Genomic DNA, 23,649 nt, shown 5'->3' with positions numbered 1-23,649 from the left:
TCTATAATATTATTGCTGTAAGCAGGTGAATTTCTTAGGAAAACCGGTTGACAGTGATAGGCCAGAGCCGGACAATGCCGGCTTGTTTTTGGCAGGGGTTCCCGAGTGGCCAAAGGGATCAGACTGTAAATCTGACGCGCAAGCTTCGGTGGTTCGAATCCACCCCCCTGCACCATATTACCTATAAGTGGTGGCGGCTAAAATTGCCATGACTTAGAAGTGTTTCCATTTTGTTGGTGGCGCTTCACGGAGCAAGAAGTCAGCGGGCATAGTTCAGTGGTAGAACGTCAGCCTTCCAAGCTGAATATGCGGGTTCGATTCCCGCTGCCCGCTCCAGTTGCTATGGTTTAAAGCTCTTGTAGCTCAGTTGGTAGAGCACACCCTTGGTAAGGGTGAGGTCAGCAGTTCAAATCTGCTCAAGAGCTCCATTTCTGGCTGCGGAAGAGGTACTTTCGCGGCTATTTTCGTGTGTAAATAAACGGCTGTTTGATGGCTGGTTGAGGAGGCGCTCGCAATGGCGAAGGAAAAGTTCGAACGTAATAAGCCCCACGTCAATGTGGGCACCATCGGTCACGTTGACCACGGTAAAACCACTCTGACTGCGGCATTAACCCGCGTATGTGCAGAAGTTTGGGGCGGCAGCGCTGTTGCTTTTGACGGTATTGATAATGCACCGGAAGAGCGTGAGCGCGGTATCACCATCGCCACCTCGCACGTTGAATACGATTCTCCAGATCGTCACTACGCTCACGTAGATTGCCCAGGTCACGCCGATTACGTTAAAAACATGATCCCCGGTGCTGCCCAGATGGATGGCGCAATTCTGGTTTGTGGTGCGACCGACGGCCCAATGCCACAAACCCGCGAGCACATCTTGTTGTCTCGTCAGGTTGGCGTACCTTACATTGTTGTATTCCTGAACAAAGCAGACTTGTTGGCGGAAGATTGCGGCGGCGTTGGTACTGAAGAGTACAACGAGATGCTGGAGTTGGTAGAAATGGAGCTGCGCGAGCTGCTTGATGCCTACGACTTCCCTGGCGACGACACGCCAATCATTCCAGGTTCTGCATTGATGGCCCTGAATGGCGAAGACGACAACGAGCTGGGTACTACCGCAGTTAAAAAGCTGGTAGAAACTTTGGATTCTTACATTCCAATGCCAGAGCGTGCCATTGATCAGCCGTTCCTGATGCCAGTAGAAGACGTATTCTCGATCTCAGGTCGTGGTACTGTTGTTACCGGTCGTGTTGAGCGTGGTATTGTTAATGTTGGTGACGAGCTGGAAATCATCGGCATCAAAGACACCACCAAAACCACCTGTACCGGTGTTGAAATGTTCCGCAAGATGTTGGACGAAGGCCGTGCTGGTGAGAACGTTGGTGTTTTGCTGCGTGGTACCAAGCGTGACGATATCGAGCGTGGTCAAGTGTTGGCCAAGCCGGGTTCGGTAAACCCGCACACCAAGTTTGAAGCAGAAGTTTATGTTCTGTCGAAAGACGAAGGTGGCCGTCACACGCCTTTCTTTAAAGGCTACCGTCCACAGTTTTACTTCCGTACTACCGACGTAACGGGTGCTTGTGAGCTTCCGGAAGGCGTTGAAATGGTAATGCCAGGCGATAACATCCAAATGGATGTGACCCTGATTCACCCAGTAGCCATGGAAGACGGCCTGCGCTTTGCGATTCGCGAAGGCGGACGTACCGTTGGTGCCGGTGTGGTTGCCAAAATCATCGAGTAATAGCTCGATGCTAAAGGCGGGCCCTGTGCCCGCCTTTAATTGTTTCTAGGCCAGTAGTTCAATTGGTAGAGCGTCGGTCTCCAAAACCGAAAGTTGGGGGTTCGAGTCCCTCCTGGCCTGCCATTTTTGTCATTTGTTTGATTGGGTTGTAAGCAGAATGAGTACAAAAGCCGAGCCAAAAATGTATCGCCTTGATGTCGTTAAGTGGCTGCTGGTGATTGCTATCCTGGCGGTAGGTGTTGTGGGTAATTCCATGTACTCAGCCCAGCCGCTGTTGTTTCGCGTTCTGGCGCTGTTGGCGTTGGGCGTTGTGGCGTTGCTGATTGTGTTACAAACCGCTAAAGGCAGTTCGCTTTGGCGTCTGCTGCAAGAGTCTGTTGTTGAGGTGCGCAAGGTTGTGTGGCCGACACCTCAGGAGACAAACCAAACGACCTTATTGGTTGTTGTTGTGGTCGTCGTAATGGCGTTGATTCTTTGGGGGTTGGACACCGTGTTCGGCTTCTTTGCGGCCAAGATAATAGGGTAGGTGACACATGGCGAAGCGTTGGTACGTGGTACACGCTTATTCAGGATATGAGAAAAAGGTAGCTGCTGCTCTGCAAGAGCGTATTGAGCGCCACCAGATGGAAGAGTTGTTCGGCGATGTGTTGGTCCCCACGGAAGAAGTGGTGGAGATGCGTGGCGGACAAAAGCGTAAAAGTGAGCGCAAGTTTTTTCCGGGTTATGTGTTAGTGCAGATGGAGTTGAATGACGATTCTTGGCACTTAGTAAAAGACACTCCCCGAGTAATGGGCTTTATTGGCGGCAAAGCGGATCAGCCTGCACCTATTACTGAAAAAGAAGCTCAGGCTATTTTGCAGCGAGTCGATGACTCGATTGAGAAGCCTAAGCCTAAGACTATGTTTGAGCCGGGCGAGATGGTCCGTGTTACTGATGGTCCCTTTAATGACTTTAATGGTGTCGTTGAAGAAGTTAATTACGAAAAAAGCCGCCTGCGTGTAGCCGTGCTTATTTTTGGTCGCTCTACTCCGGTAGAGTTGGAGTTTGGTCAAGTCGAAAAGGCTTGATCTACTTGGTAGTAAATTTTTATCGCCTTCCTTTGCTTTTGGCAGGGGGAGGTTTTTGCGTCCTTGAGTGGTAAATCTACTTAAGTAATCGGGGAGCCAGTGACGGACGGTGCAAATTGTCTTGAGGCGTTAATTACCCATTTTTGGAGAGTGATATGGCTAAGAAAGTAACAGCCTACATCAAATTACAAGTTGGTGCAGGTAAAGCAAATCCAAGTCCGCCAGTTGGTCCAGCACTGGGTCAGCACGGTGTAAACATCATGGAGTTCTGTAAGGCGTTTAACGCACAGACTCAGGGTATGGAAGCTGGCGCGCCAGTTCCTGTTGTGATCAGCGTATACAGCGATCGCAGCTTTACCTTCAGCATGAAGACTCCTCCAGCCGCTTACCTGCTGCTGAAAGCAGTTGGCGTTAAGTCTGGCTCTAGCAACCCCAATACCAAAAAGGTTGGCTCTGTGACTCGCGCTCAGCTTGAAGAGATTGCGACGACTAAAGCGGCCGATCTGACCGCGGCTGATATGGATGCTGCGGTACGTATCATTGCCGGGTCTGCCCGTTCAATGGGTATTGATGTGGAGGGCGTATAACATGGCTAAATTATCTAAGCGTCAGCGCGCTATGGCTGAAAAAATCGATCGCAATAAGCTTTACAGTGTTGTCGATGCGGTTGGCCTGCTGAAAGAACTTTCGAGCGTTAAGTTCGCCGAAACAGTTGATGTTGCTGTTAATCTTGGCATCGATCCACGTAAGTCAGATCAGTCTGTGCGTGGCGCAACTACCCTGCCTAATGGCTCTGGTAAAGACGTCCGTGTTGCTGTTTTTGCTCAAGGCCCTAACGCCGATGCAGCAAAAGAGGCCGGTGCTGATTTGGTCGGTATGGACGAGCTAGCTGCTGAAGTGAAAGCTGGCAAAATGGATTTCGACGTTGTTATCGCGTCTCCAGATGCTATGCGTGTTGTCGGTCAGTTGGGTCAAATCTTAGGCCCCCGCGGTCTGATGCCAAACCCTAAAACTGGTACTGTTACGCCAGATGTTGCCACAGCTGTTAAAAATGCCAAAGCCGGTCAGGTGCGTTATCGCGCCGATAAAGGCGGCATTATTCATGGTGGTATTGGTAAGTTGTCGTTTGATGCGACTGCTCTCCAAGAAAACCTTGAGGCACTGTTGATAGATTTGAAAAAATCTAAGCCTGCAACGGCTAAAGGTGTTTATTTGAAAAAGGTTGCACTGAGCACGACCATGGGTCCTGGCTTAGCGATCGATGTAGCTTCACTGGCGGTATAACGCCAGCGCAAACTTTGGGGTCTGCGTTTACGCAGGCCGTCAAAGACCGTAGGTGACCAATTGTCAGTAAGACATTGGTCTTAATCATATAGCCTACGCAGACGGTGACCCTCTTCGGCTTGTCCGAATGAATTCACCGATTCATGATCATAAAACGATATTTGTTTTGTGATAGTTAAGAAAAACGACAGTTATTGACTGTCAAACCCAGGAGAAATCCCGTGGCATTAGGACTTGAAGGTAAGAAGGCGATTGTCGCTGAAGTCCAGGAAGCTGCGAAGGGCGCTCTGTCCGCGGTTGTTGCCGACTCACGTGGCGTAACTGTAGATAAAATGACTGCCCTGCGTAAAGAGGCTCGTGAACACGGCGTTTGGTTGAAAGTCGTGCGTAACACATTGGCCCGTCGCGCTGTAGAAGGGACTCCATACGAATGCTTACTTGAAAGCTTCGTAGGACCCACCTTGATTGCATTCTCTAGCGAGCACCCAGGTGCTGGCGCGCGTATTTTACGCGAGCACGCTAAAGAGGATAAAAATCTTGAACTTAAGTCTGCCGCCTTTGAAGGTGAGCTGGTTGATATCGCTATGCTGGCAACGTTGCCAACATACGACGAAGCCTTGGCTAAGTTGATGAGCGTGATGAAAGAAGCTTCTGCTGGCAAGCTGGTTCGCACAATTGCGGCTATCGGCGATAGCAAAGAACAGGAAGCTGCTTAATAAGCTGCTTTACTCAACGTTTAATTGGACCTATAGGTCCTGCACAGATGGGAATTGAAAATGTCTGTTTCTAAAGAAGATATCATCGAAGCGATCGCCGAGATGTCAGTAAAAGATGTTGTAGAGCTGGTTTCTGCAATGGAAGAAAAGTTCGGCGTATCAGCAGCAGCAGCTGTTGCTGCAGGTCCAGCTGATGCTGGCGGTTCTGCAGAAGAGCAAACCGAATTTGACGTTATCATCACCGGTGCTGGTGAGAAGAAAGTTAACGCTATTAAAGCTGTTCGTGAAATCACCGGTCTTGGCTTGAAAGAAGCTAAAGCGATGGTTGAAGAAGCTCCTAAGGCTGTTAAAGAAGGCGTTTCTAAAGAAGAAGCTCAAGCTGCATTGGCTAAGCTGGAAGAGGCTGGTGCCTCTGGTGAGATCAAGTAATTTTACTTGCTCTTATCACGCCTAGCGCAAGTTGTTAGGCGTCAGGCTGGTGGGTTTACCCGCCAGCCTTTTTCCGTTTTCGGCCATTAATTTGGTCTGGTAGCTGCAACGCTGCCAACGGCTGTCGAGCACCGAGTTTACGGTCCGCTTGCAGCTAGGATAGTTTAGCGAAACGCCGAGGCGTTTCAGAGGCTTTACCGCCCGATCCGTGAACAAGCTGGGGAATACAGATGGCTTACTCATATACTGAGAAAAAACGTATCCGTAAGGACTTTGGCAAGCTGCCACATGTCATGGATATCCCTTATCTATTGGCAATTCAGCTGGATTCGTACAGAAAATTTACCCAGACCGATAAGTCTGTAGACGACCGTATGGAGATGGGCCTACACGCCGCCTTCCGGTCTGTATTCCCAATCGTCAGTTATTCTGGCAGTGCCGCGCTCGAATATGTTAGTTACATGTTGGGCAAGCCGGCGTTTGATGTTAGCGAATGTATTTTGCGCGGCGTGACTTATTCGGCACCGTTGCGGGTAAAAGTTCGCCTGATTATTTATGATAAAGAATCGTCCAATAAGGCGATTAAAGACATAAAAGAACAAGAAGTGTACATGGGCGAGATTCCGCTCATGACCGATAACGGCACGTTTGTTATTAACGGCACCGAGCGCGTTATTGTTTCTCAGTTGCACCGTTCGCCCGGTGTGTTCTTTGATCACGATAAAGGCAAGACTCACTCATCTGGCAAGCTGCTGTATAGCGCCCGGATTATTCCTTATCGTGGCTCTTGGCTTGATTTTGAATTCGATCCTAAAGATCTTGTGTTTGTGCGTATTGATCGTCGTCGTAAATTGCCGGCGTCAATTTTGTTGCGCGCGCTAGGTTTTAGCACACAAGAGATGCTCGATATTTTCTTTGAAACTAGCTCGTTTACCTTGGGTAGCGATGGCCAGTTTACCTTTAAAGTTGTGCCGTCACGCTTGCGTGGTGATGTTGCTACTTTTGACATCAAAGACAAGAAAGGCAAAGTGCTGGTCGAAGAAGGCCGTCGTATTACCGCTCGTCACATTCGCCAGCTAGAAAAAGCCGGTGTTGATGAGATGGCCGTGCCCGCTGAATACTTGCTGGGCCGTGCACTGGCAAAAGATATTATTGACTCTGATACCGGTGAAGTGTTGCTTGAGTGTAACACCGAGATCACCGCTGAGACCCTTGAGATTTTAGCCAAGGCTGACGTCAATACCATCGAGACTCTGTACACCAACGAACTTGATTGTGGGCCATTTGTATCTGACACTTTACGTGCCGATCCAACCCGCACTCAGTTAGAGGCGCTGGTAGAGATTTATCGCATGATGCGCCCGGGTGAGCCGCCGACTAAAGAGTCTGCCGAAGCCCTGTTTAACAATTTATTCTTTGCTCAAGAGCGTTACGATCTGTCGGGCGTAGGGCGGATGAAGTTTAATCGCCGCTTGGGTCGTGAAGAAGAGTTTGGCGAAGGTGTGTTGTCTAACGACGATATCGTTGATGTGATGAAGACCTTGATCAACATCCGTAACGGTGTTGGTGTGGTAGATGATATCGACCACTTGGGTAACCGTCGTATTCGTTCTGTCGGCGAAATGGCTGAAAACCAATTCCGTGTTGGTCTTGTTCGCGTTGAGCGTGCGGTTAAAGAGCGCTTGTCGATGGCCGAGTCTGAGGGCTTGATGCCACAGGATTTAATTAACGCTAAACCTGTTGCTGCTGCTATTAAAGAATTTTTTGGCTCGTCGCAGTTGTCACAGTTTATGGATCAGAATAACCCGCTGTCTGAGGTGACTCACAAACGTCGTGTTTCGGCGTTAGGGCCTGGTGGTCTGACTCGTGAGCGCGCCGGCTTTGAGGTGCGCGACGTACACCCGACTCACTATGGTCGTGTATGTCCAATTGAAACGCCTGAGGGGCCAAACATTGGTTTGATTAACTCGCTGGCAACTTATGCGCGTACCAATAGCTACGGCTTTTTGGAAACACCGTACCGTCGCGTTAAAGATGGCCAAGTGACTGACGAAATTGAATTTTTGTCTGCAATTAACGAAGCTGAATTTGTTATCGCACAGGCCTCTGCCAAGTTAGATACAGACGGTCGTTTGGTTGAAGATCTGGTGTCGGTACGTTACCGCAGCGATTTCACCTTAAAAAGCGCCGCCGAAGTCGAACTGATGGATGTTTCTCCTCGCCAGGTGGTGTCGGTAGCCGCTTCATTGATTCCGTTCCTTGAGCACGATGATGCTAACCGAGCATTGATGGGTTCGAACATGCAGCGTCAAGCTGTACCTACTTTAAAAGCTGAAAAGCCTTTGGTTGGTACCGGCATGGAGCGCAATGTTGCCTCCGACTCGGGTGTTTGTGTGGTTGCTAAGCACGGTGGTGTTATTGACCGTGTTGATGCTGGTCGCATTGTGGTTAAAGTCCACAGTGATGAAGTTGAAGCTGGCGACGCCGGTGTAGATATCTACAACTTGATCAAGTACACCCGCTCAAACCAGAATACTTGTATTAACCAGCGCTCTATCGTCAATGTTGGCGATACCGTTCAACGTGGTGACATCCTTGCGGATGGCCCTTCGGTGGATATGGGCGAGCTGGCTCTGGGGCAAAATATGCGCATTGCGTTTATGCCTTGGAATGGCTACAACTTTGAGGATTCAATCCTCGTCTCTGAGCGTGTCGTACAAGAAGATCGTTTCACCACCATTCATATTCAAGAGCTGACTTGTATTGCTCGTGATACTAAGCTTGGTAGTGAAGAGATCACCTCAGATATCCCGAACGTTGGTGAGACTGCGCTTAATAAGCTGGATGATTCAGGCATCGTTTATATCGGTGCTGAGGTTGGTGGCGGTGACATCTTAGTGGGTAAGGTTACCCCTAAAGGTGAGACTCAGCTGACTCCAGAAGAAAAGTTATTGCGCGCTATTTTCGGTGAAAAAGCATCTGACGTTAAAGATACCTCCCTGCGAGTGCCTTCGAGTACCAAAGGTACGGTTATTGATGTTCAAGTCTTTACTCGTGACGGTCTTGAAAAAGATCAGCGCGCGCTTGAAATCGAGAAGTCTCAATTAGACGAAGTTCGTAAAGATTTAAACGAAGAATTCCGCATCATGGAAGCGGCTACTCTCGATCGTTTGCGCACCGTTATTCGTGGCAACAAAGTTGCTGCAGGTAAGGGCGTTAAAAAGGGTGATGTACTGACTGATGAAGTACTTGATGCCCTCGATACAGAGCAGTGGTTTAAGTTGCGCGTTGCTGACGATGTGCTGAACGAGCAAATCGACTTGGCTGAGATGCGTTTGGCTGAGTGCCGCAAAAATCTTGACGAGCGTTTCGACGACAAAAAACGCAAGCTATCTACCGGTGATGATTTGGCTCCGGGCGTATTAAAAATCGTTAAAGTTTACTTGGCGATTAAACGTCGCATTCAGCCGGGCGATAAAATGGCCGGCCGTCATGGTAACAAAGGTGTTATCTCGGTGATTATGCCGATCGAAGATATGCCTTATGACGCCAAAGGTGAGCCGGTTGATATCGTACTTAACCCACTGGGTGTACCGTCGCGGATGAACGTGGGTCAGATTCTAGAGACTCACTTAGGTATGGCCGCTAAAGGTCTCGGTGTCAAAATCAACGAGATGATCCGCGAACAAAAAGCTGTTAACGAAGTGCGTGGCTTTTTGGAAGATATCTATAACGGCACCGGTGATGTGTTTGCCAAAGAAGATCTGGCAAGCTTTAGCGATGACGAAATCATGGATCTTGCCGGTAATTTGCGCGGCGGTGTGCCTATGGCGACACCAGTGTTTGATGGTGCTAAAGAGCATGAAATCAAAGCACTGTTACGCTTGGCTGATATCCCCGACTCAGGTCAGATGCAGTTGTACGATGGTCGTTCTGGCGATGCATTTACGCGTCCAGTAACCGTCGGTTATATGTACATGTTGAAGTTGAACCACTTGGTTGACGACAAGATGCACGCACGTTCGACAGGTTCTTACAGTCTGGTTACTCAGCAGCCGTTGGGTGGTAAGGCACAATTTGGTGGACAACGTTTCGGTGAGATGGAGGTCTGGGCGCTAGAAGCATACGGCGCGGCCTACACCCTGCAAGAAATGTTGACTGTTAAGTCTGATGACGTAGCAGGGCGTACCAAAATGTACAAAAACATTGTTGACGGTGATCACCGTATGGAACCAGGCATGCCTGAATCCTTTAACGTATTGGTTAAAGAGATTCGTGCGCTTGGTATCAATATGGAACTGGAACAAGACGAGTAATCGTCCATCTGACACACAATCGGTAAGCGCGGGGGTTAGGCCCCCGCTCATGGTGCACATTGCACTTACTGGAGCCCACTGGAGGAAGTGCCTTGAAAGACTTACTTAATCTGCTCAAGTCCCAGGGACAAGTCGAAGAATTCGATGCGATCCGTATCGGTCTGGCATCACCAGAAATGATTCGCTCTTGGTCTTTTGGCGAAGTGAAAAAGCCTGAGACCATTAACTACCGTACTTTCAAGCCTGAACGTGAAGGTTTGTTTTGTGCCAAAATTTTTGGCCCGGTAAAAGACTACGAATGTTTATGCGGCAAATACAAGCGCATGAAGCATCGCGGTATTATTTGTGAAAAATGTGGCGTTGAAGTTACGCTAGCTAAAGTTCGTCGTGAACGTATGGGTCACATCGAGTTGGCCAGCCCTGTTGCACACATTTGGTTTTTGAAATCACTGCCGAGCCGTATTGGCTTGCTGTTAGATATGACCCTGCGTGATATCGAGCGAGTGCTGTACTTCGAGTCTTATGTTGTGACCGATCCGGGCATGACTACGCTTGAGCGTGGTCAGTTACTGACCGATGAGCAGTATTTTGAATCGATGGAAGAGTTCGGTGACGAATTCGATGCGCTTATGGGCGCAGAAGCGATCAAAAAATTAATGGCTGCTATTAATCTCGAAGAAGAGATTCAGCATCTGCGCGAAGAGATTCCGAATACTAACTCGGAAACCAAAATCAAGAAGTTCTCTAAGCGTTTGAAATTGCTAGAGGCGTTCCACTTTTCGGGTAACAACCCAGAGTGGATGGTGATGGAAGTTCTGCCGGTATTGCCGCCAGATTTGCGTCCGTTGGTGCCGTTGGATGGCGGCCGCTTTGCGACCTCAGACCTTAACGATCTGTATCGTCGTGTAATCAACCGTAATAATCGTTTGAAACGCCTGCTGGATCTTAACGCTCCTGACATCATTGTGCGTAACGAAAAACGTATGCTGCAAGAGTCTGTGGATGCGTTGCTGGATAACGGTCGTCGCGGTCGTGCTATCACCGGCTCTAACAAGCGCCCATTGAAGTCCTTGGCTGACATGATCAAAGGTAAGCAAGGTCGCTTCCGTCAGAACTTGCTGGGTAAGCGTGTTGATTACTCTGGTCGTTCGGTGATTGTGGTTGGTCCGACTCTGCGTTTGCATCAGTGTGGTCTGCCTAAGAAAATGGCTCTTGAGCTGTTTAAGCCGTTTATTTTTAGCAAGCTTGAGTTGCGTGGTCTAGCCACAACAATTAAAGCGGCGAAGAAAATGGTCGAGCGTGAAGAAGCCGTTGTTTGGGATATCTTGGATGAAGTGATTCGCGAACATCCGGTATTACTTAACCGTGCACCAACTCTTCACCGTTTGGGTATCCAAGCGTTTGAGCCTGTGTTGATTGAAGGTAAGGCGATCCAGCTGCACCCGTTGGTTTGTGCCGCCTATAACGCCGACTTCGATGGCGACCAGATGGCGGTTCACGTCCCGTTAACATTAGAGGCCCAGCTCGAAGCTCGCGCCTTGATGATGTCGACCAACAATATTTTGTCGCCTGCCTCTGGCGAGCCCATCATCGTACCGTCGCAAGATGTGGTATTGGGTTTGTACTGGATGACTCGTGAGCGTATTAATGCTCAGGGTGAAGGTATGGTGTTTGCCGATATCGAGGAAGTTTCTCGCGCTTACTATGGTAAGCAGGTTGATCTGCAGGCGCGTATCAAGGTTCGTATTCACGAAACTATTATCGGCGCCGAAGGCGAAAAACACGATGATGTTCGTATTGTCGATACCACCGTTGGCCGTATGTTGCTGTGGGACATTGTTCCTGCGGGCATCCCCTTCGAAATGGTCGATCGGCCAATGGTTAAAAAAGCCATTTCGGCAGTAATAAACCATTGTTATCGTGCCGTTGGTCTAAAGGCGACTGTTATTTTTGCCGATCAGCTAATGTACATGGGTTATGATTTCTCAACTAAGTCTGGCTCATCGATTGGTGTGAATGACTTTGCGATCCCTGATGAGAAGTATGAAATTGTGGCTCGCGCCGAAGACGAAGTAAAAGAGATCGAAGGTCAGTTTGCCTCGGGTCTGGTAACGCAAGGCGAGAAATATAACAAGGTTATTGATATCTGGTCGCGAGCCAACGATTTGGTCGCCAAATCGATGATGGACGGTATCAGCTTTGAGAGCGTAATAAACCGCGATGGCGAAGAGGAGCAGCAAACCTCTTTTAACTCGGTATATATGTACGCCGACTCAGGTGCTCGTGGTAGCCCAGCGCAGATTCGTCAGCTAGCTGGTATGCGTGGTCTAATGGCAAAGCCAGATGGCTCTATTATTGAGGCGCCTATTACGGCTAACTTCCGTGAAGGTCTAAACGTTGGTCAGTACTTTATTTCGACGCACGGTGCGCGTAAAGGTTTGGCTGATACGGCACTGAAAACGGCTAACTCAGGTTACTTGACTCGTCGTTTGGTTGATGTGGCGCAAGACCTAGTTGTTACCCATTTGGATTGCGGTACCGACGAAGGCTTGGTGATGGCCCCGGTGATTGCCGGTGGCGACATTATTGAGTCGTTGGGTGATCGTATCCTGGGTCGAATCATGGCTCGTGATGTTATTCGTCCCGGCAGTGATGAAATTTTAATCTCAGCTGGCACCATGATTGACGAAGCTTGGGTTGAGCGTGTTGAAGGTATGGGTATTGATGAAGTGCTGGTGCGCTCACCGATCACCTGTGACTCTCGCGTTGGTATTTGTTCTATGTGTTACGGCCGTGATTTGGCTCGTGGTCACCGCGCTAACATCGGTGAGGCTGTGGGTGTTATCGCCGCGCAGTCTATTGGTGAGCCAGGTACCCAGCTGACAATGCGTACGTTCCACATCGGTGGTGCCGCATCGCGAGCTTCTGCCGCTGATAACGTACAAGTTAAGCAGGAAGGTACAGTACGTCTAATCAACATTAAAGTTGTGACGAACAAGGCCGGCAACTTGGTTGCGGTATCTCGCTCTGGTGAGTTGGCTGTAGCTGATGCCGCTGGTAGTGAGCGTGAGCGTTATAAGATTCCTTACGGCGCGGTGATCTCTGTTAAAGACGGCGAGCATGTTGATGGCGGTCAAATAATCGCTAAGTGGGATCCGCATACTCACCCAATCGTTACCGAGGTGGCGGGTACTGTTAACTGCTCTGGCATGGAAGATAACCTGTCTATTCGTCGTCAAACCGACGAGCTGACTGGCCTTTCATCGATTGAAGTTATGGATCCATCCGAGCGTCCATCGGCTGGTAAAGACATGCGTCCTGCCATCACCTTGACCGATGCTAGCGGCAATGAGCTGTGCTTGCCTAACACCACTATGCCGGCGCACTACTTGCTGCCAGCGCATGCGATTTTGAGTATTAATGACAAAGACAGCATCGAAGTTGGTGATGTACTTGCGCGTATCCCGCAAGAAGGCTCTAAGACTCGGGATATTACCGGTGGTCTGCCTCGTGTGGCCGACTTGTTTGAAGCGCGTAAGCCAAAAGAGCCGTCAATCTTGGCGGAAATCTCGGGCACCGTTACCTTTGGTAAAGAAACAAAAGGCAAGCGTCGTTTGGTTATTACCCCTAACGATGGTCAGCCACTGGAAGATGGCTCTACTCACTACGAAGTGCTGATTCCTAAGCATCGTCAATTGACTGTGTTTGAGGGTGAGCAAGTTGTAAAAGGTGAGGTTGTCTCCGACGGCCCAAGTAATCCGCATGATATTTTGCGTCTTAAAGGTGTTGAGCCGCTTGCAAGCTACATCACTAACGAGATTCAAGACGTTTACCGCTTGCAGGGTGTGAAGATCAACGATAAGCACATCGAAACTATCGTTCGTCAGATGTTGCGCAAAGTTGAAATCACCGATATGGGTGATTCGAGCTTCGTGAAGGGTGAGCAGGTTGAATTTACCAATGTGCTGATCGAGAACGAACGCTTGCGTGCTGAAGATAAACAACCTGCTCGCTATGTACGTCAGTTATTGGGTATTACCAAGGCATCGCTTGCTACCGAGTCGTTTATCTCGGCGGCATCGTTCCAGGAAACAACCCGCGTACTGACCGAGGCGGCCGTTACGGGTAAGAAAGATGGCTTGCGCGGACTGAAAGAGAACGTTGTTGTTGGGCGCCTGATCCCAGCGGGTACTGGTCTGGCTTATCACGCCGAGCGTAAGCGCGTACGTGAAGAGCAGGTCGAGCTGGCAGAAACTGGGGTGAGTGCGGAAGATGTCGAAGCGGCATTGACCGAAGCGCTTAGGTCTAGCGGCGAGTAATAAATTGGTCCTTCGGGGCCAGTTGGCAGAGTGAACTAGGTTAGTTCGATAGAGCAGATCTTGCTCAACTCTGCCTTGACGGAGGTGGGTGGCGTCATTATAATACGCCACCCACTTTCTTTGAGTGGGGGGGCAGTACAATTGTCCTCTATTAACGAGCCTCGTTGAGGCGTTTATATATTTGTGGAGTTTATTTTCATGGCAACGATCAATCAATTGGTTCGTAAGCCGAGAAAACGTAAGGTTCAAAAGAGCGATGTTCCTGCTCTGCAAGCTAACCCGCAAAAACGTGGCGTATGTACCCGCGTTTACACCACTACACCGAAGAAGCCGAACTCTGCACTGCGTAAAGTATGTCGTGTTCGTCTAACTAACGGTTTTGAGGTGACCTCCTACATTGGTGGTGAAGGGCACAACTTGCAAGAGCACAGTGTAGTACTTATCCGTGGCGGTCGTGTAAAAGACTTGCCTGGTGTGCGCTACCACACTGTTCGCGGTTCGCTGGATACTGCTGGCGTTAACAACCGTAAACAGGGTCGCTCTAAATACGGTACCAAACGTCCTAAGTAAGCTTTGTCGCTTAATTAAGACATACGTTTTCGGTGTAGAACCGAGTAAGGCTAAGCGCAGACCGCTTTAGGCGGGGGTCGTCTTAGACAAATCCTGAAGAGAGGCTATTAAAATGCCAAGAAGAAGAGTTGTCGCGAAACGCGAGATCTTGCCGGATCCAAAATACGGCAATGTTACTCTGGCAAAGTTCATGAACCACGTTATGATCAGTGGTAAAAAAGCCGTTGCAGAAAGCATCGTCTACGGCGCAATGGACATTGTGAAAGAAAAGCTTAACCGCGACCCTATCGAAGTATTCGACGAGGCGTTAGAGCACATTGCACCATTGGTTGAGGTTAAATCTCGCCGTGTTGGTGGTGCTACGTATCAGGTTCCAGTTGAGGTGCGTCCAGCACGTCGCTCGGCACTGGCAATGCGTTGGTTGGTAGATTACTCGCGTGGACGGGGTGAAAAATCTATGCCTCAACGTCTGGCAGGCGAGCTAATTGATGCTTCGCAGGGCAAAGGTTCTGCTGTTAAAAAGCGTGAAGATGTTCACCGTATGGCCGAGGCCAACAAGGCGTTCTCTCACTTCCGCTTCTAAGTTTGTAAGTGGTGAGAAACGAAAGGCAGCTGTAATGGCTGCCTTTTACCATCTAAGAATCAGAAATCGGGGATGATCGCCGTGGCACGTAAAACTCCTATTGCACGCTATCGCAACATAGGTATTTGTGCGCATGTGGATGCAGGCAAAACAACGACCACCGAGCGAGTTCTTTTTTATACGGGCTTATCCCACAAAATTGGCGAAGTACACGACGGCGCTGCGACCACCGATTGGATGGCGCAAGAGCAAGAACGTGGCATCACCATTACCTCCGCTGCGGTTACCACTTTTTGGAGTGGCATGCGCAAGCAGTTTGATGAACACCGCGTCAATATCATTGATACCCCCGGACACGTTGATTTCACTATTGAAGTAGAGCGCTCTTTGCGCGTACTTGATGGTGCCGTTGTCGTACTGTGCGGTTCGTCTGGCGTGCAGCCACAAACCGAGACTGTCTGGCGTCAAGCCAATAAGTATCATGTTCCGCGTTTGGTGTTTGTTAACAAAATGGATCGTACCGGTGCTAATTTTAAAGCCGTGGTAGAGCAGTTGCGAGAGCGTTTAGGCGCTAACCCTGTGCCATTACAGATGACCATTGGCTCTGAAGAAGAGTTTAAAGGGGTCGTCGACCTAATAAAAATGCAAGCCATTCTATGGAACGAAGATGATCAAGGCATGACCTTTGATTATGGGGAGATTCCGGCTGACTTGCAGGCTACTTGCGAAGAGATGCGCGAGTATTTGGTGGAAGCTGCGGCCGAAGCTGATGATGATTTAATGACTAAATATTTAGAGGGTGAAGAACTCGCTGAAGAAGAAATTAAAGCTGGACTACGTAAGCGTACACTGGCTAACGAGATCGTTCCTGTATTGGGCGGCTCAGCGTTTAAAAATAAAGGCGTACAAGCCGTACTAGATGCGGTTATTGAGTACTTGCCGGCCCCTAATCAGGTGCATGCTATTGAGGGTGTGTTGGCTGATGGCGAAACGATGGAAGTTCGAGAGGCTGATGACAGCGCGCCGTTTGCCGCACTTGCTTTTAAAATCGCGACCGATCCTTTTGTCGGCACCTTAACCTTTTTTAGGGTTTACTCCGGCAGCTTAAACTCTGGTGATTCGGTTTATAACTCGGTTAAAGGCAAAAAAGAACGTGTTGGCAGAATGGTGCAAATGCACGCCAACGATCGGCAAGAAATTAAAGAAGTGTTGGCCGGTGATATCGCGGCGGGTATAGGCTTCAAGGACGTTACCACAGGCGATACTCTGTGCTCGCCCAGCAGTATTATTACGCTTGAACGAATGGACTTCCCTGAGCCTGTGATTCACGTGGCAGTTGAGCCAAAAACTCAAGCCGATCAAGAAAAAATGGGTGTGGCATTAGGTAAGCTCGCGCAAGAAGATCCCTCGTTTAAAGTTAAAACCGACCCAGAAACCGGTCAGACAATTATTGGCGGCATGGGCGAATTGCATCTCGATATTATTGTCGATCGTATGCGTCGTGAATTTAATGTTGAGGCGAACATTGGTAAGCCGCAAGTGGCTTACCGTGAGCGCATAACCAATACTTGTGAAATCGAAGGTAAGTTTGTACGTCAGTCGGGTGGTCGTGGCCAATATGGTCACGTTTGGGTTAAGTTTGAACCCGCTGATGATGATAACGCAGAAGGTCTTGAGTTTGTTAATGAAATTGTCGGTGGCTCGGTACCTAAAGAGTATATCCCTGCGATAAGCAAGGGTATCGCCGAGCAAATGCAAAATGGTGTGTTGGCGGGTTACCCGTTGTTAGGGCTTAAGGCGACACTGTTTGACGGTTCGTTTCACGATGTTGACTCTAATGAAATGGCTTTTAAAATTGCAGCGTCTATGGCAACAAAAAAGTTGGCGTTAGAAGGTGGTGCTGTACTGCTTGAGCCAATGATGAAAGTTGAAATAGTAACGCCCGAAGCTAATATGGGCGATGTTGTTGGTGATTTAAATCGCCGTCGTGGTGTGATTCAAGGCATGGATGAGAGCTCCATGGGTAAAATAATCGACGCTGAAGTACCACTTGCGGAGATGTTTGGATACGCTACAGATTTGCGCTCTGCAACCCAGGGGCGTGCTACTTATAGTATGGAATTTCTGGGTTATGTTGAGGCTCCTAAAAACGTTACCGATGCTGTGATGCAAACACACGGCGGGTAAGTGAATAATTGATTTATTTTAGAGGATAGTAAAGTGGCTAAAGAAAAGTTCGAACGTAATAAGCCCCACGTCAATGTGGGCACCATCGGTCACGTTGACCACGGTAAAACCACTCTGACTGCGGCATTAACCCGCGTATGTGCAGAAGTTTGGGGCGGCAGCGCTGTTGCTTTTGACGGTATTGATAATGCACCGGAAGAGCGTGAGCGCGGTATCACCATCGCCACCTCGCACGTTGAATACGATTCTCCAGATCGTCACTACGCTCACGTAGATTGCCCAGGTCACGCCGATTACGTTAAAAACATGATCACCGGTGCTGCCCAGATGGATGGCGCAATTCTGGTTTGTGGTGCGACCGACGGCCCAATGCCACAAACCCGCGAGCACATCTTGTTGTCTCGTCAGGTTGGCGTACCTTACATTGTTGTATTCCTGAACAAAGCAGACTTGTTGGCGGAAGATTGCGGCGGCGTTGGTACTGAAGAGTACAACGAGATGCTGGAGTTGGTAGAAATGGAGCTGCGCGAGCTGCTTGATGCCTACGATTTCCCAGGCGACGACACGCCAATCATTCCAGGTTCTGCATTGATGGCCCTGAATGGCGAAGACGACAACGAGCTGGGTACTACCGCAGTTAAAAAGCTGGTAGAAACTTTGGATTCTTACATTCCAATGCCAGAGCGTGCCATTGATCAGCCGTTCCTGATGCCAGTAGAAGACGTATTCTCGATCTCAGGTCGTGGTACTGTTGTTACCGGTCGTGTTGAGCGTGGTATTGTTAATGTTGGTGACGAGCTGGAAATCATCGGCATCAAAGACACCACCAAAACCACCTGTACCGGTGTTGAAATGTTCCGCAAGATGTTGGACGAAGGCCGTGCTGGTGAGAACGTTGGTGTTCTGCTGCGTGGTACCAAGCGTGACGATATCGAGCGTGGTCAAGTATTGGCCAAGCCTGGTTCTGTTAAACCACACACTAAGTTTGAAGCAGAAGTTTATGTTCTGTCGAAAGACGAAGGTGGCCGTCACACGCCTTTCTTTAAAGGCTACCGTCCACAGTTTTACTTCCGTACTACCGACGTAACGGGTGCTTGTGAGCTTCCGGAAGGCGTTGAAATGGTAATGCCAGGCGATAACATCCAAATGGATGTGACCCTGATTCACCCAGTAGCCATGGAAGACGGCCTGCGCTTTGCGATTCGCGAAGGCGGACGTACCGTTGGTGCCGGTGTGGTTGCCAAAATCATCGAGTAATATTTACTCATTGGTTGTACAAAAAAAGCGCCCCCGTGGCGTTTTTTTTGTATTTATGGTATCAAGAAGGCATTCGTAGGGCTGCGCGAAGGGTAATTTGGTTGAGATTTATATAAAAACCGCGATTACTCGAGATTGATGCAGTCTTACCTGGATTGCCACCCACGGTTGAAAGGTCGATAAATGAGCACCAGAGTGCGAACGGGAAAAGCCAAAAAAGTCACAATGAAGGATGTAGCCAGTCGTGCCGGCGTCTCGATAATGACGGTATCGAGAGTGCTCAATAACGACAAGGTATCCGAGTCCACTCACGAGCGGGTAATGGAGGCGGTGGAAGCGTTAAGTTATCGCCTTAATATTTCGGCGCGCAGTTTATCGGGCTCGCAGTCTTATTTAATTGGTTTTTTTTATGATAATTCACTGAGTAGTTACATCAGCCAATACCTTATCGGGGTGTTGCAGCGTTGTAACGAGTTGGGCTATCACTTGGTGCTGGAGTCGTGTACCTATGGCGCCGATAATATTGAGGCGAGGGTCAATGAACTTACCAGCCGCTATATGCTTGATGGTGTGATTTTGCCGCCGCCATTGTGTGAGTATTTACCCTTATTGGATGCGCTAGATAATGCCGGTGTTCGCTATGTCAGAGTGGGGCCGGGGCTTGAGCTGGATCGTTCGGCTTTTGTTTCTATTGATGACTATCAAGCTACTTACGAAATGACCGAGCATCTAATTGCCCAGGGCCATAAAGATATTGGTTTTATTAAAGGTGATTGTCATCAGGGGGTGGCAGCTACTCGTTTTCGTGGATTTTGCGATGCATTGGCAGCTCATGGCTTAACGATTAATGAAAAGCTGGTGGCTGAGGGTGATTTTAATTTTACCGGAGGTATGCTTGCTTGCGAAGAAATCTTAAATTCGAGCGCACCCGTTACCGCTATTTTTGCCAGTAACGATGACATGGCCAGTGCCGTAATAGCGACTGTGCATCGCCGAGGCTTGCGGGTGCCTGAGGATATAGCAGTAGCCGGTTTTGATGACACCGCCATTGCTCGCAGTATCTGGCCCCAATTAACGACTGTAAAGCAACCTATCGATCAGATGTCGACCGACTCTGTAAATTTGCTTATCGAGGCGATTAGAGCTGATAGCTTGTTAGGCATTAAATTAAACAAGCGAGATATTCTACCTCACTCGATTGTGGTGCGCGGCTCGACAATGGGAGGCTAGCGGCTACCTTCTGTAAGGAGGGTTTCAATATGGGTTGTTGACCGCCTTTTATTGATATCTATAGCCGTAAATTTGTGCCGCAATCGCTCCATAGTGAGCTTGGCAAATTAAGGTAAAAGCGACGATGATCGCATTGCCAAGCCAGCATTAGTGGGAAGCTAGAAATGCGCGCGCTTATAAAAACTCTTACATCGCCTGCGGCATTAGCCATACTGGCACTAACGGTTTTAATATCCTATACCGCTTTGGAGCAATATCGCTCCAGCTTGCGTCCTGACAGCCCGCCGGTGCAAGGCGGTCAGCTTAATGTCAGCGCAAACCAGATGCTGCCCATAACACTTGAGGGGTATTGGCGCGTTTATTGGGACGAGCTACTGTCGCCAACTGAGCTTTACCCCTCGGATCAATTCACACTGCTGCCATCTCGCTGGAACCGTCCCGCCCAGGGAGAGCTTTTTCGGCCCGGTCAGGGCTACGCTACCTATACCATCGATATTGAGTTTTCTGCTCCGATTAAAAATCTTGGGCTTAAAGTGCCTTCGCTGTATCGCGCCGCTCGGATTTGGGCTAACGGGGAATACTTGGCGACAATTGGTGTGCCAGGAACCGATGCAGGTAGCGAGACTCCACGAGATGAAGAAAAAATTGTTCGTCTGCCAGATAGCGATACACGACATTTGCAGCTGGTAATACAAGTGTCGAATTTTCATCATGTCGATGGTGGTATGAAGTATCCACTTATCATCGATGATTGGGATAAATTGCTGAGCGATGAGAAGTGGCGAGTTCTGCGTGGGATCTTTTTGGTTTCCTCGACACTGACGTTGGCCGTGTATTTGCTGGTCATGTGGTCAAGTGCTCATGCGGGGCGAGAGTATTTGTACTTAGGGCTCGGCTTGTTTTGGTACAGCGTGAGAGTGTTTGGTACAGAAAAGCTTATTTACTATCTTTACCCCGGGTTTTCTGCCGACTGGCTGCTGCGCTTTGAATATTATGGCATGTACCTCTGTGTGCCGGCTTACCTATTATTTCTTCAGGCATTGTACCCCCGTGATATTAACTATTTAGCGCTCAAGTTATTTTGGTTTACAGGCATTACGGCAAGTGTTGTAACTTCGGCAATTGACAGTCGTTGGTTTACAGTTTTACGTGACCCTTATCAGGTCGTGTGTGAAATATACATGGTCTATTGTTTTTACTGTCTTATTACCATTGTTGCTCGGAAGAGGCCGTGGAGCGGATTGGTGAGCTTTCTGGGCGGTGTCATTCTACTCTTGTTCGTGAATGAGACTCTCTACTATGAGGGTGTAATTAATGTTCACCTGACGCCTTGGGCTTATGTGTTTGTTGCGTTAACCAGTTTAATTTTTCTTGGGCAGCGCATGAATATTCAGTTAAATTCTGAAGCTGAGCAAAAGGCATTGTTACAAGTGGCGGTTGAGTCGCGTACCGAGGAGTTGCAACAGCGCCTACAAGAGCTTGATGTTGCCCGTCAGGAGGCGTTAGCGTTGGCGCAAAAGCGCAGTGAGTTTATGGCTGTGCTAAGTCATGAGATCCGCACCCCATTGTCGGGCCTGTTAGGGGCGATGCGTTTGATCGGTCAGCCAGGTAAAGAAACCGAAGACCCTAAGCTTAAACAATACGCGATAGAGGCGGGTGAGTCGCTGTTGAGTGTTGTCAACGAAGCCCTCAATGCTTCTCGTGAAAAAGAAGAAACTTTATTTCCCACGCCCATTAACGTACATCACTTTTTTAATGGCATTGCGCGCATTTCATCTGCACCAGCAATCGATAAAGGTTTAACCTTAGAATGTCAGTTTGGGGCTGAGGTAACCGAGAATTGTTGGGTATTGGTCGATGAATTAAAGCTTAGACAGATAACCGTAAATCTGCTTCACAATGCGATAAAATTTACCCGATTGGGTGAGGTTGCTCTGACTGTGGAGATTATTGATTCGCAGAAGGAACGGGTGGATGCTCATTTACAGGATTGGGAAAGTGCGCTGCCAAACCCACAAGAGTTAAGGCTCACTATCGCTGATACCGGTATTGGTATTTGCCCAGAGCAGATATCGTCAATTTTTGATGAGTATGTTCAGTTGGATCATAAAGCTGGCAGTGCTGAGGATGGCGTCGGCTTGGGCTTGGCTATTGTGCGTAAACTCCTGCGAGTACTAGGTGGATCAATTGATGTTAGCAGTACGCCTATGATAGGGACTCGTTTTTGTTGCTGCGTGCCGGTGTTGCGTGTTAACCCTAAGGCTCCTCAAGATAGCCCGAGAGAGGTAATCCTAGATCGCAACCTGCACGTGCTTGTGGTGGAAGACGATCTGGTTAATATGACAGTGGTATCTGAACTGTTACGCGCCGACGGTCATAAAGTGAGTGCGGTTGAATTGCCCGATCAAGCATTGCAGCAAATGCAAGAAATTGATTTTGATTTGTGTTTGTTTGATATCCGCTTGCCGCAAATGAGCGGTGTCGCTTTATTGGGGCAAGCTCGGCAGTTAGTGAGTTCCAGTTCACGTGGGCCGGTATTTGTGGCCCTTACGGCGAACACCGCGCAAACTGATGTCGATTGTTACCAAGAGGCAGGATTTTCCTATGTTATTGAGAAGCCGGTAAGTAAAAAGCATCTGCGTTTTGTGCTGAGTTGTGCTGCGGGTTTACTTAAGCCCAATGATGGTTTTTTATTACAGAATGACCCTTTAGGCGTGAGGCGTGGTGACTCTTTAATCGACTTCTCTTTGTGGCGAGGTATTGTGGCCGATCTAGGCGTGCCACGTGCGCGCGGGCTTTTGGAGGCTGTGAGTCTCTCGGTTGGTGAGTCAGTGGCGCAGATGCGCAGTGCAATTGAGCAGCGTAAGGTTAACGACATCGAGGCGCTTGCTCATAAAATCAGTGGTGCGGCGAAGTCAGTGGGTATGATAACGGTGGCGGCTATGGCTGGGGGCATTGAGGTGCACCCAACTCAAGAGAGTCACGATATAGACGCGCTGAACACTTTAGTGGAGCAGTCGCTCGGTCAGTTAGCACAAGCATTACAGCGGGCGATACTGGACCATCAGGGTTAATGTTTTTTGTGAACACTTAATTTTCCGTCAATGCTTTAGGCTTTAAGTGTTGTGTGTTAAGAAGTTGTGTGAATACCGAAACAATGACGGCATAATGATTAACATGATACATACCACATCAAAAATTCTTATCGTTGAAGATGAATTGGCCGCTAGAAGCTTACTTTCCAGTTACCTGGAAGAGCAGGGCTGGAGTGTCGATGTATCCTGCGACGGCTTGGATGTGGTTGATCAAGTATTAAAAAATGATTATGACTTAGTATTCTTGGATATTCGCCTGCCGAAAGTTGATGGCTTACTGTTGTGTCGAGAAATAAGAGCCTCTCATCCAGCCGGAATTATATTTACCACATCTATAGATGATCCAGTTGAGCGAATTGTTGGGCTTGAGGCTGGGGCAGATGCGTATTATTCCAAGCCGCTGCCAATGCGTGAACTCATTGCCAACAGTAAGGCGTTATTGCGCCGAGTGCAGCAAGTTAAATCGTTGCAACAAATACAGTTACAGCAGAGTAAAAAAAGTTATTACTTCGAGTCGTGGCATATGGATGCTGAGCTTGAGAAAGTGTCCGGAGTTAATGGTGATGTGCGTCTTACTAATAATGAGGCGGCGGTAATGCAGGTGCTTTGCGCTCATGCTGGTGTGGCAGTCAAGCGGGATGCTCTTATGCATGCGTTGGGTAAAGCGGATTGGGGGCCGTTTGATCGCACCTTGGATGTGCTGGTGGGGCGCTTGCGCACAAAGCTTAAATCGGTTGTACCAGCTCGTAATCTCATAAGTGCCCAGTATGGCCAGGGCTATCGTTTAAACGCCTCTCCTCGCTAGCGCTATTGAGCTCCTCCCTCTCCCCTATTGAAATGTAAAAAAATGTTACATTT

General features: G+C 48.9%; 16 protein-coding genes and 4 tRNA genes. All 20 read left to right on the top strand.

Going from position 1 to position 23,649, the window contains the following annotated elements; genetic code table 11:
* Positions 1–91: 91 nt before the first annotated feature.
* The 20 genes from GILYN3_RS16325 (at position 92) to GILYN3_RS16230 (ending at position 23,596) form a co-directional block, all read left to right on the top strand.
* Positions 92–175: transfer RNA gene (locus GILYN3_RS16325), tRNA-Tyr, on the top strand.
* 87 nt (positions 176–262) lie between these two features.
* Positions 263–336: transfer RNA gene (locus GILYN3_RS16320), tRNA-Gly, on the top strand.
* A gap of 16 nt (positions 337–352) precedes the next feature.
* Positions 353–428: transfer RNA gene (locus tag GILYN3_RS16315), tRNA-Thr, on the top strand.
* 86 nt (positions 429–514) lie between these two features.
* Complete coding sequence (gene tuf / locus GILYN3_RS16310; protein WP_049724095.1) at positions 515–1,738, top strand: elongation factor Tu; 1,224 nt, start codon at positions 515–517, stop codon at positions 1,736–1,738.
* Positions 1,739–1,785: 47 nt separating this feature from the next.
* Positions 1,786–1,861 (top strand) — tRNA-Trp (locus GILYN3_RS16305).
* Positions 1,862–1,895: 34 nt separating this feature from the next.
* Positions 1,896–2,264, top strand: coding sequence for a preprotein translocase subunit SecE (gene secE / locus GILYN3_RS16300; protein ID WP_049724094.1), 369 nt, complete (start codon positions 1,896–1,898; stop codon positions 2,262–2,264).
* 7 nt (positions 2,265–2,271) lie between these two features.
* Positions 2,272–2,805, top strand: a complete 534-nt coding sequence (gene nusG, locus GILYN3_RS16295) for a transcription termination/antitermination protein NusG (RefSeq protein ID WP_049724093.1) — start codon at positions 2,272–2,274, stop codon at positions 2,803–2,805.
* A 155-nt stretch (positions 2,806–2,960) separates the two neighbouring features.
* Positions 2,961–3,392: a 50S ribosomal protein L11 gene (gene rplK / locus GILYN3_RS16290; RefSeq protein ID WP_049724092.1), complete on the top strand. Its 432-nt coding sequence runs from the start codon at positions 2,961–2,963 to the stop codon at positions 3,390–3,392.
* Between the two features lies 1 nt (position 3,393).
* The gene (gene rplA, locus GILYN3_RS16285) at positions 3,394–4,089 is read left to right on the top strand and encodes a 50S ribosomal protein L1 (protein WP_049724091.1); all 696 of its coding nucleotides are present in this window, start codon (positions 3,394–3,396) and stop codon (positions 4,087–4,089) included.
* A 221-nt stretch (positions 4,090–4,310) separates the two neighbouring features.
* Positions 4,311–4,805, top strand: a complete 495-nt coding sequence (gene rplJ, locus GILYN3_RS16280; protein ID WP_049724090.1) for a 50S ribosomal protein L10 — start codon at positions 4,311–4,313, stop codon at positions 4,803–4,805.
* 60 nt (positions 4,806–4,865) lie between these two features.
* Positions 4,866–5,234, top strand: coding sequence for a 50S ribosomal protein L7/L12 (rplL, locus tag GILYN3_RS16275; protein ID WP_049724089.1), 369 nt, complete (start codon positions 4,866–4,868; stop codon positions 5,232–5,234).
* Between the two features lie 230 nt (positions 5,235–5,464).
* Complete coding sequence (rpoB, locus tag GILYN3_RS16270; RefSeq protein ID WP_049724088.1) at positions 5,465–9,550, top strand: DNA-directed RNA polymerase subunit beta; 4,086 nt, start codon at positions 5,465–5,467, stop codon at positions 9,548–9,550.
* A 92-nt stretch (positions 9,551–9,642) separates the two neighbouring features.
* Entirely contained in the window at positions 9,643–13,869 is a 4,227-nt protein-coding gene (rpoC, locus tag GILYN3_RS16265; RefSeq protein ID WP_049724087.1) for a DNA-directed RNA polymerase subunit beta', read from the top strand.
* 198 nt (positions 13,870–14,067) lie between these two features.
* Entirely contained in the window at positions 14,068–14,439 is a 372-nt protein-coding gene (gene rpsL / locus GILYN3_RS16260; protein ID WP_041524457.1) for a 30S ribosomal protein S12, read from the top strand.
* A gap of 112 nt (positions 14,440–14,551) precedes the next feature.
* On the top strand, positions 14,552–15,022 hold the full coding sequence (gene rpsG / locus GILYN3_RS16255; RefSeq protein ID WP_049724086.1) for a 30S ribosomal protein S7: 471 nt from the start codon (positions 14,552–14,554) through the stop codon (positions 15,020–15,022).
* A gap of 81 nt (positions 15,023–15,103) precedes the next feature.
* Positions 15,104–17,209 carry an elongation factor G gene (fusA, locus tag GILYN3_RS16250; protein ID WP_049724109.1) on the top strand — a complete coding sequence of 702 codons (2,106 nt, stop codon included), beginning with the start codon at positions 15,104–15,106 and terminating at the stop codon, positions 17,207–17,209.
* A 33-nt stretch (positions 17,210–17,242) separates the two neighbouring features.
* Entirely contained in the window at positions 17,243–18,466 is a 1,224-nt protein-coding gene (gene tuf, locus GILYN3_RS16245) for an elongation factor Tu (protein ID WP_049724085.1), read from the top strand.
* Positions 18,467–18,649: 183 nt separating this feature from the next.
* Positions 18,650–19,696, top strand: coding sequence for a LacI family DNA-binding transcriptional regulator (locus GILYN3_RS16240; RefSeq protein ID WP_049724084.1), 1,047 nt, complete (start codon positions 18,650–18,652; stop codon positions 19,694–19,696).
* Between the two features lie 164 nt (positions 19,697–19,860).
* On the top strand, positions 19,861–22,770 hold the full coding sequence (locus tag GILYN3_RS16235) for an ATP-binding protein (RefSeq protein WP_049724083.1): 2,910 nt from the start codon (positions 19,861–19,863) through the stop codon (positions 22,768–22,770).
* Positions 22,771–22,864: 94 nt separating this feature from the next.
* Positions 22,865–23,596, top strand: coding sequence for a response regulator transcription factor (locus GILYN3_RS16230; protein ID WP_049724082.1), 732 nt, complete (start codon positions 22,865–22,867; stop codon positions 23,594–23,596).
* Positions 23,597–23,649: the final 53 nt, after the last annotated feature.

Source organism: Gilvimarinus polysaccharolyticus (assembly GCF_001187555.1).
In the GTDB taxonomy this organism is placed as follows: Bacteria; Pseudomonadota; Gammaproteobacteria; order Pseudomonadales; family Cellvibrionaceae; genus Gilvimarinus; species Gilvimarinus polysaccharolyticus.
Note: the sequence above shows the minus strand (reverse complement) of the source record. Positions and strands in the feature narration are given on the sequence as shown.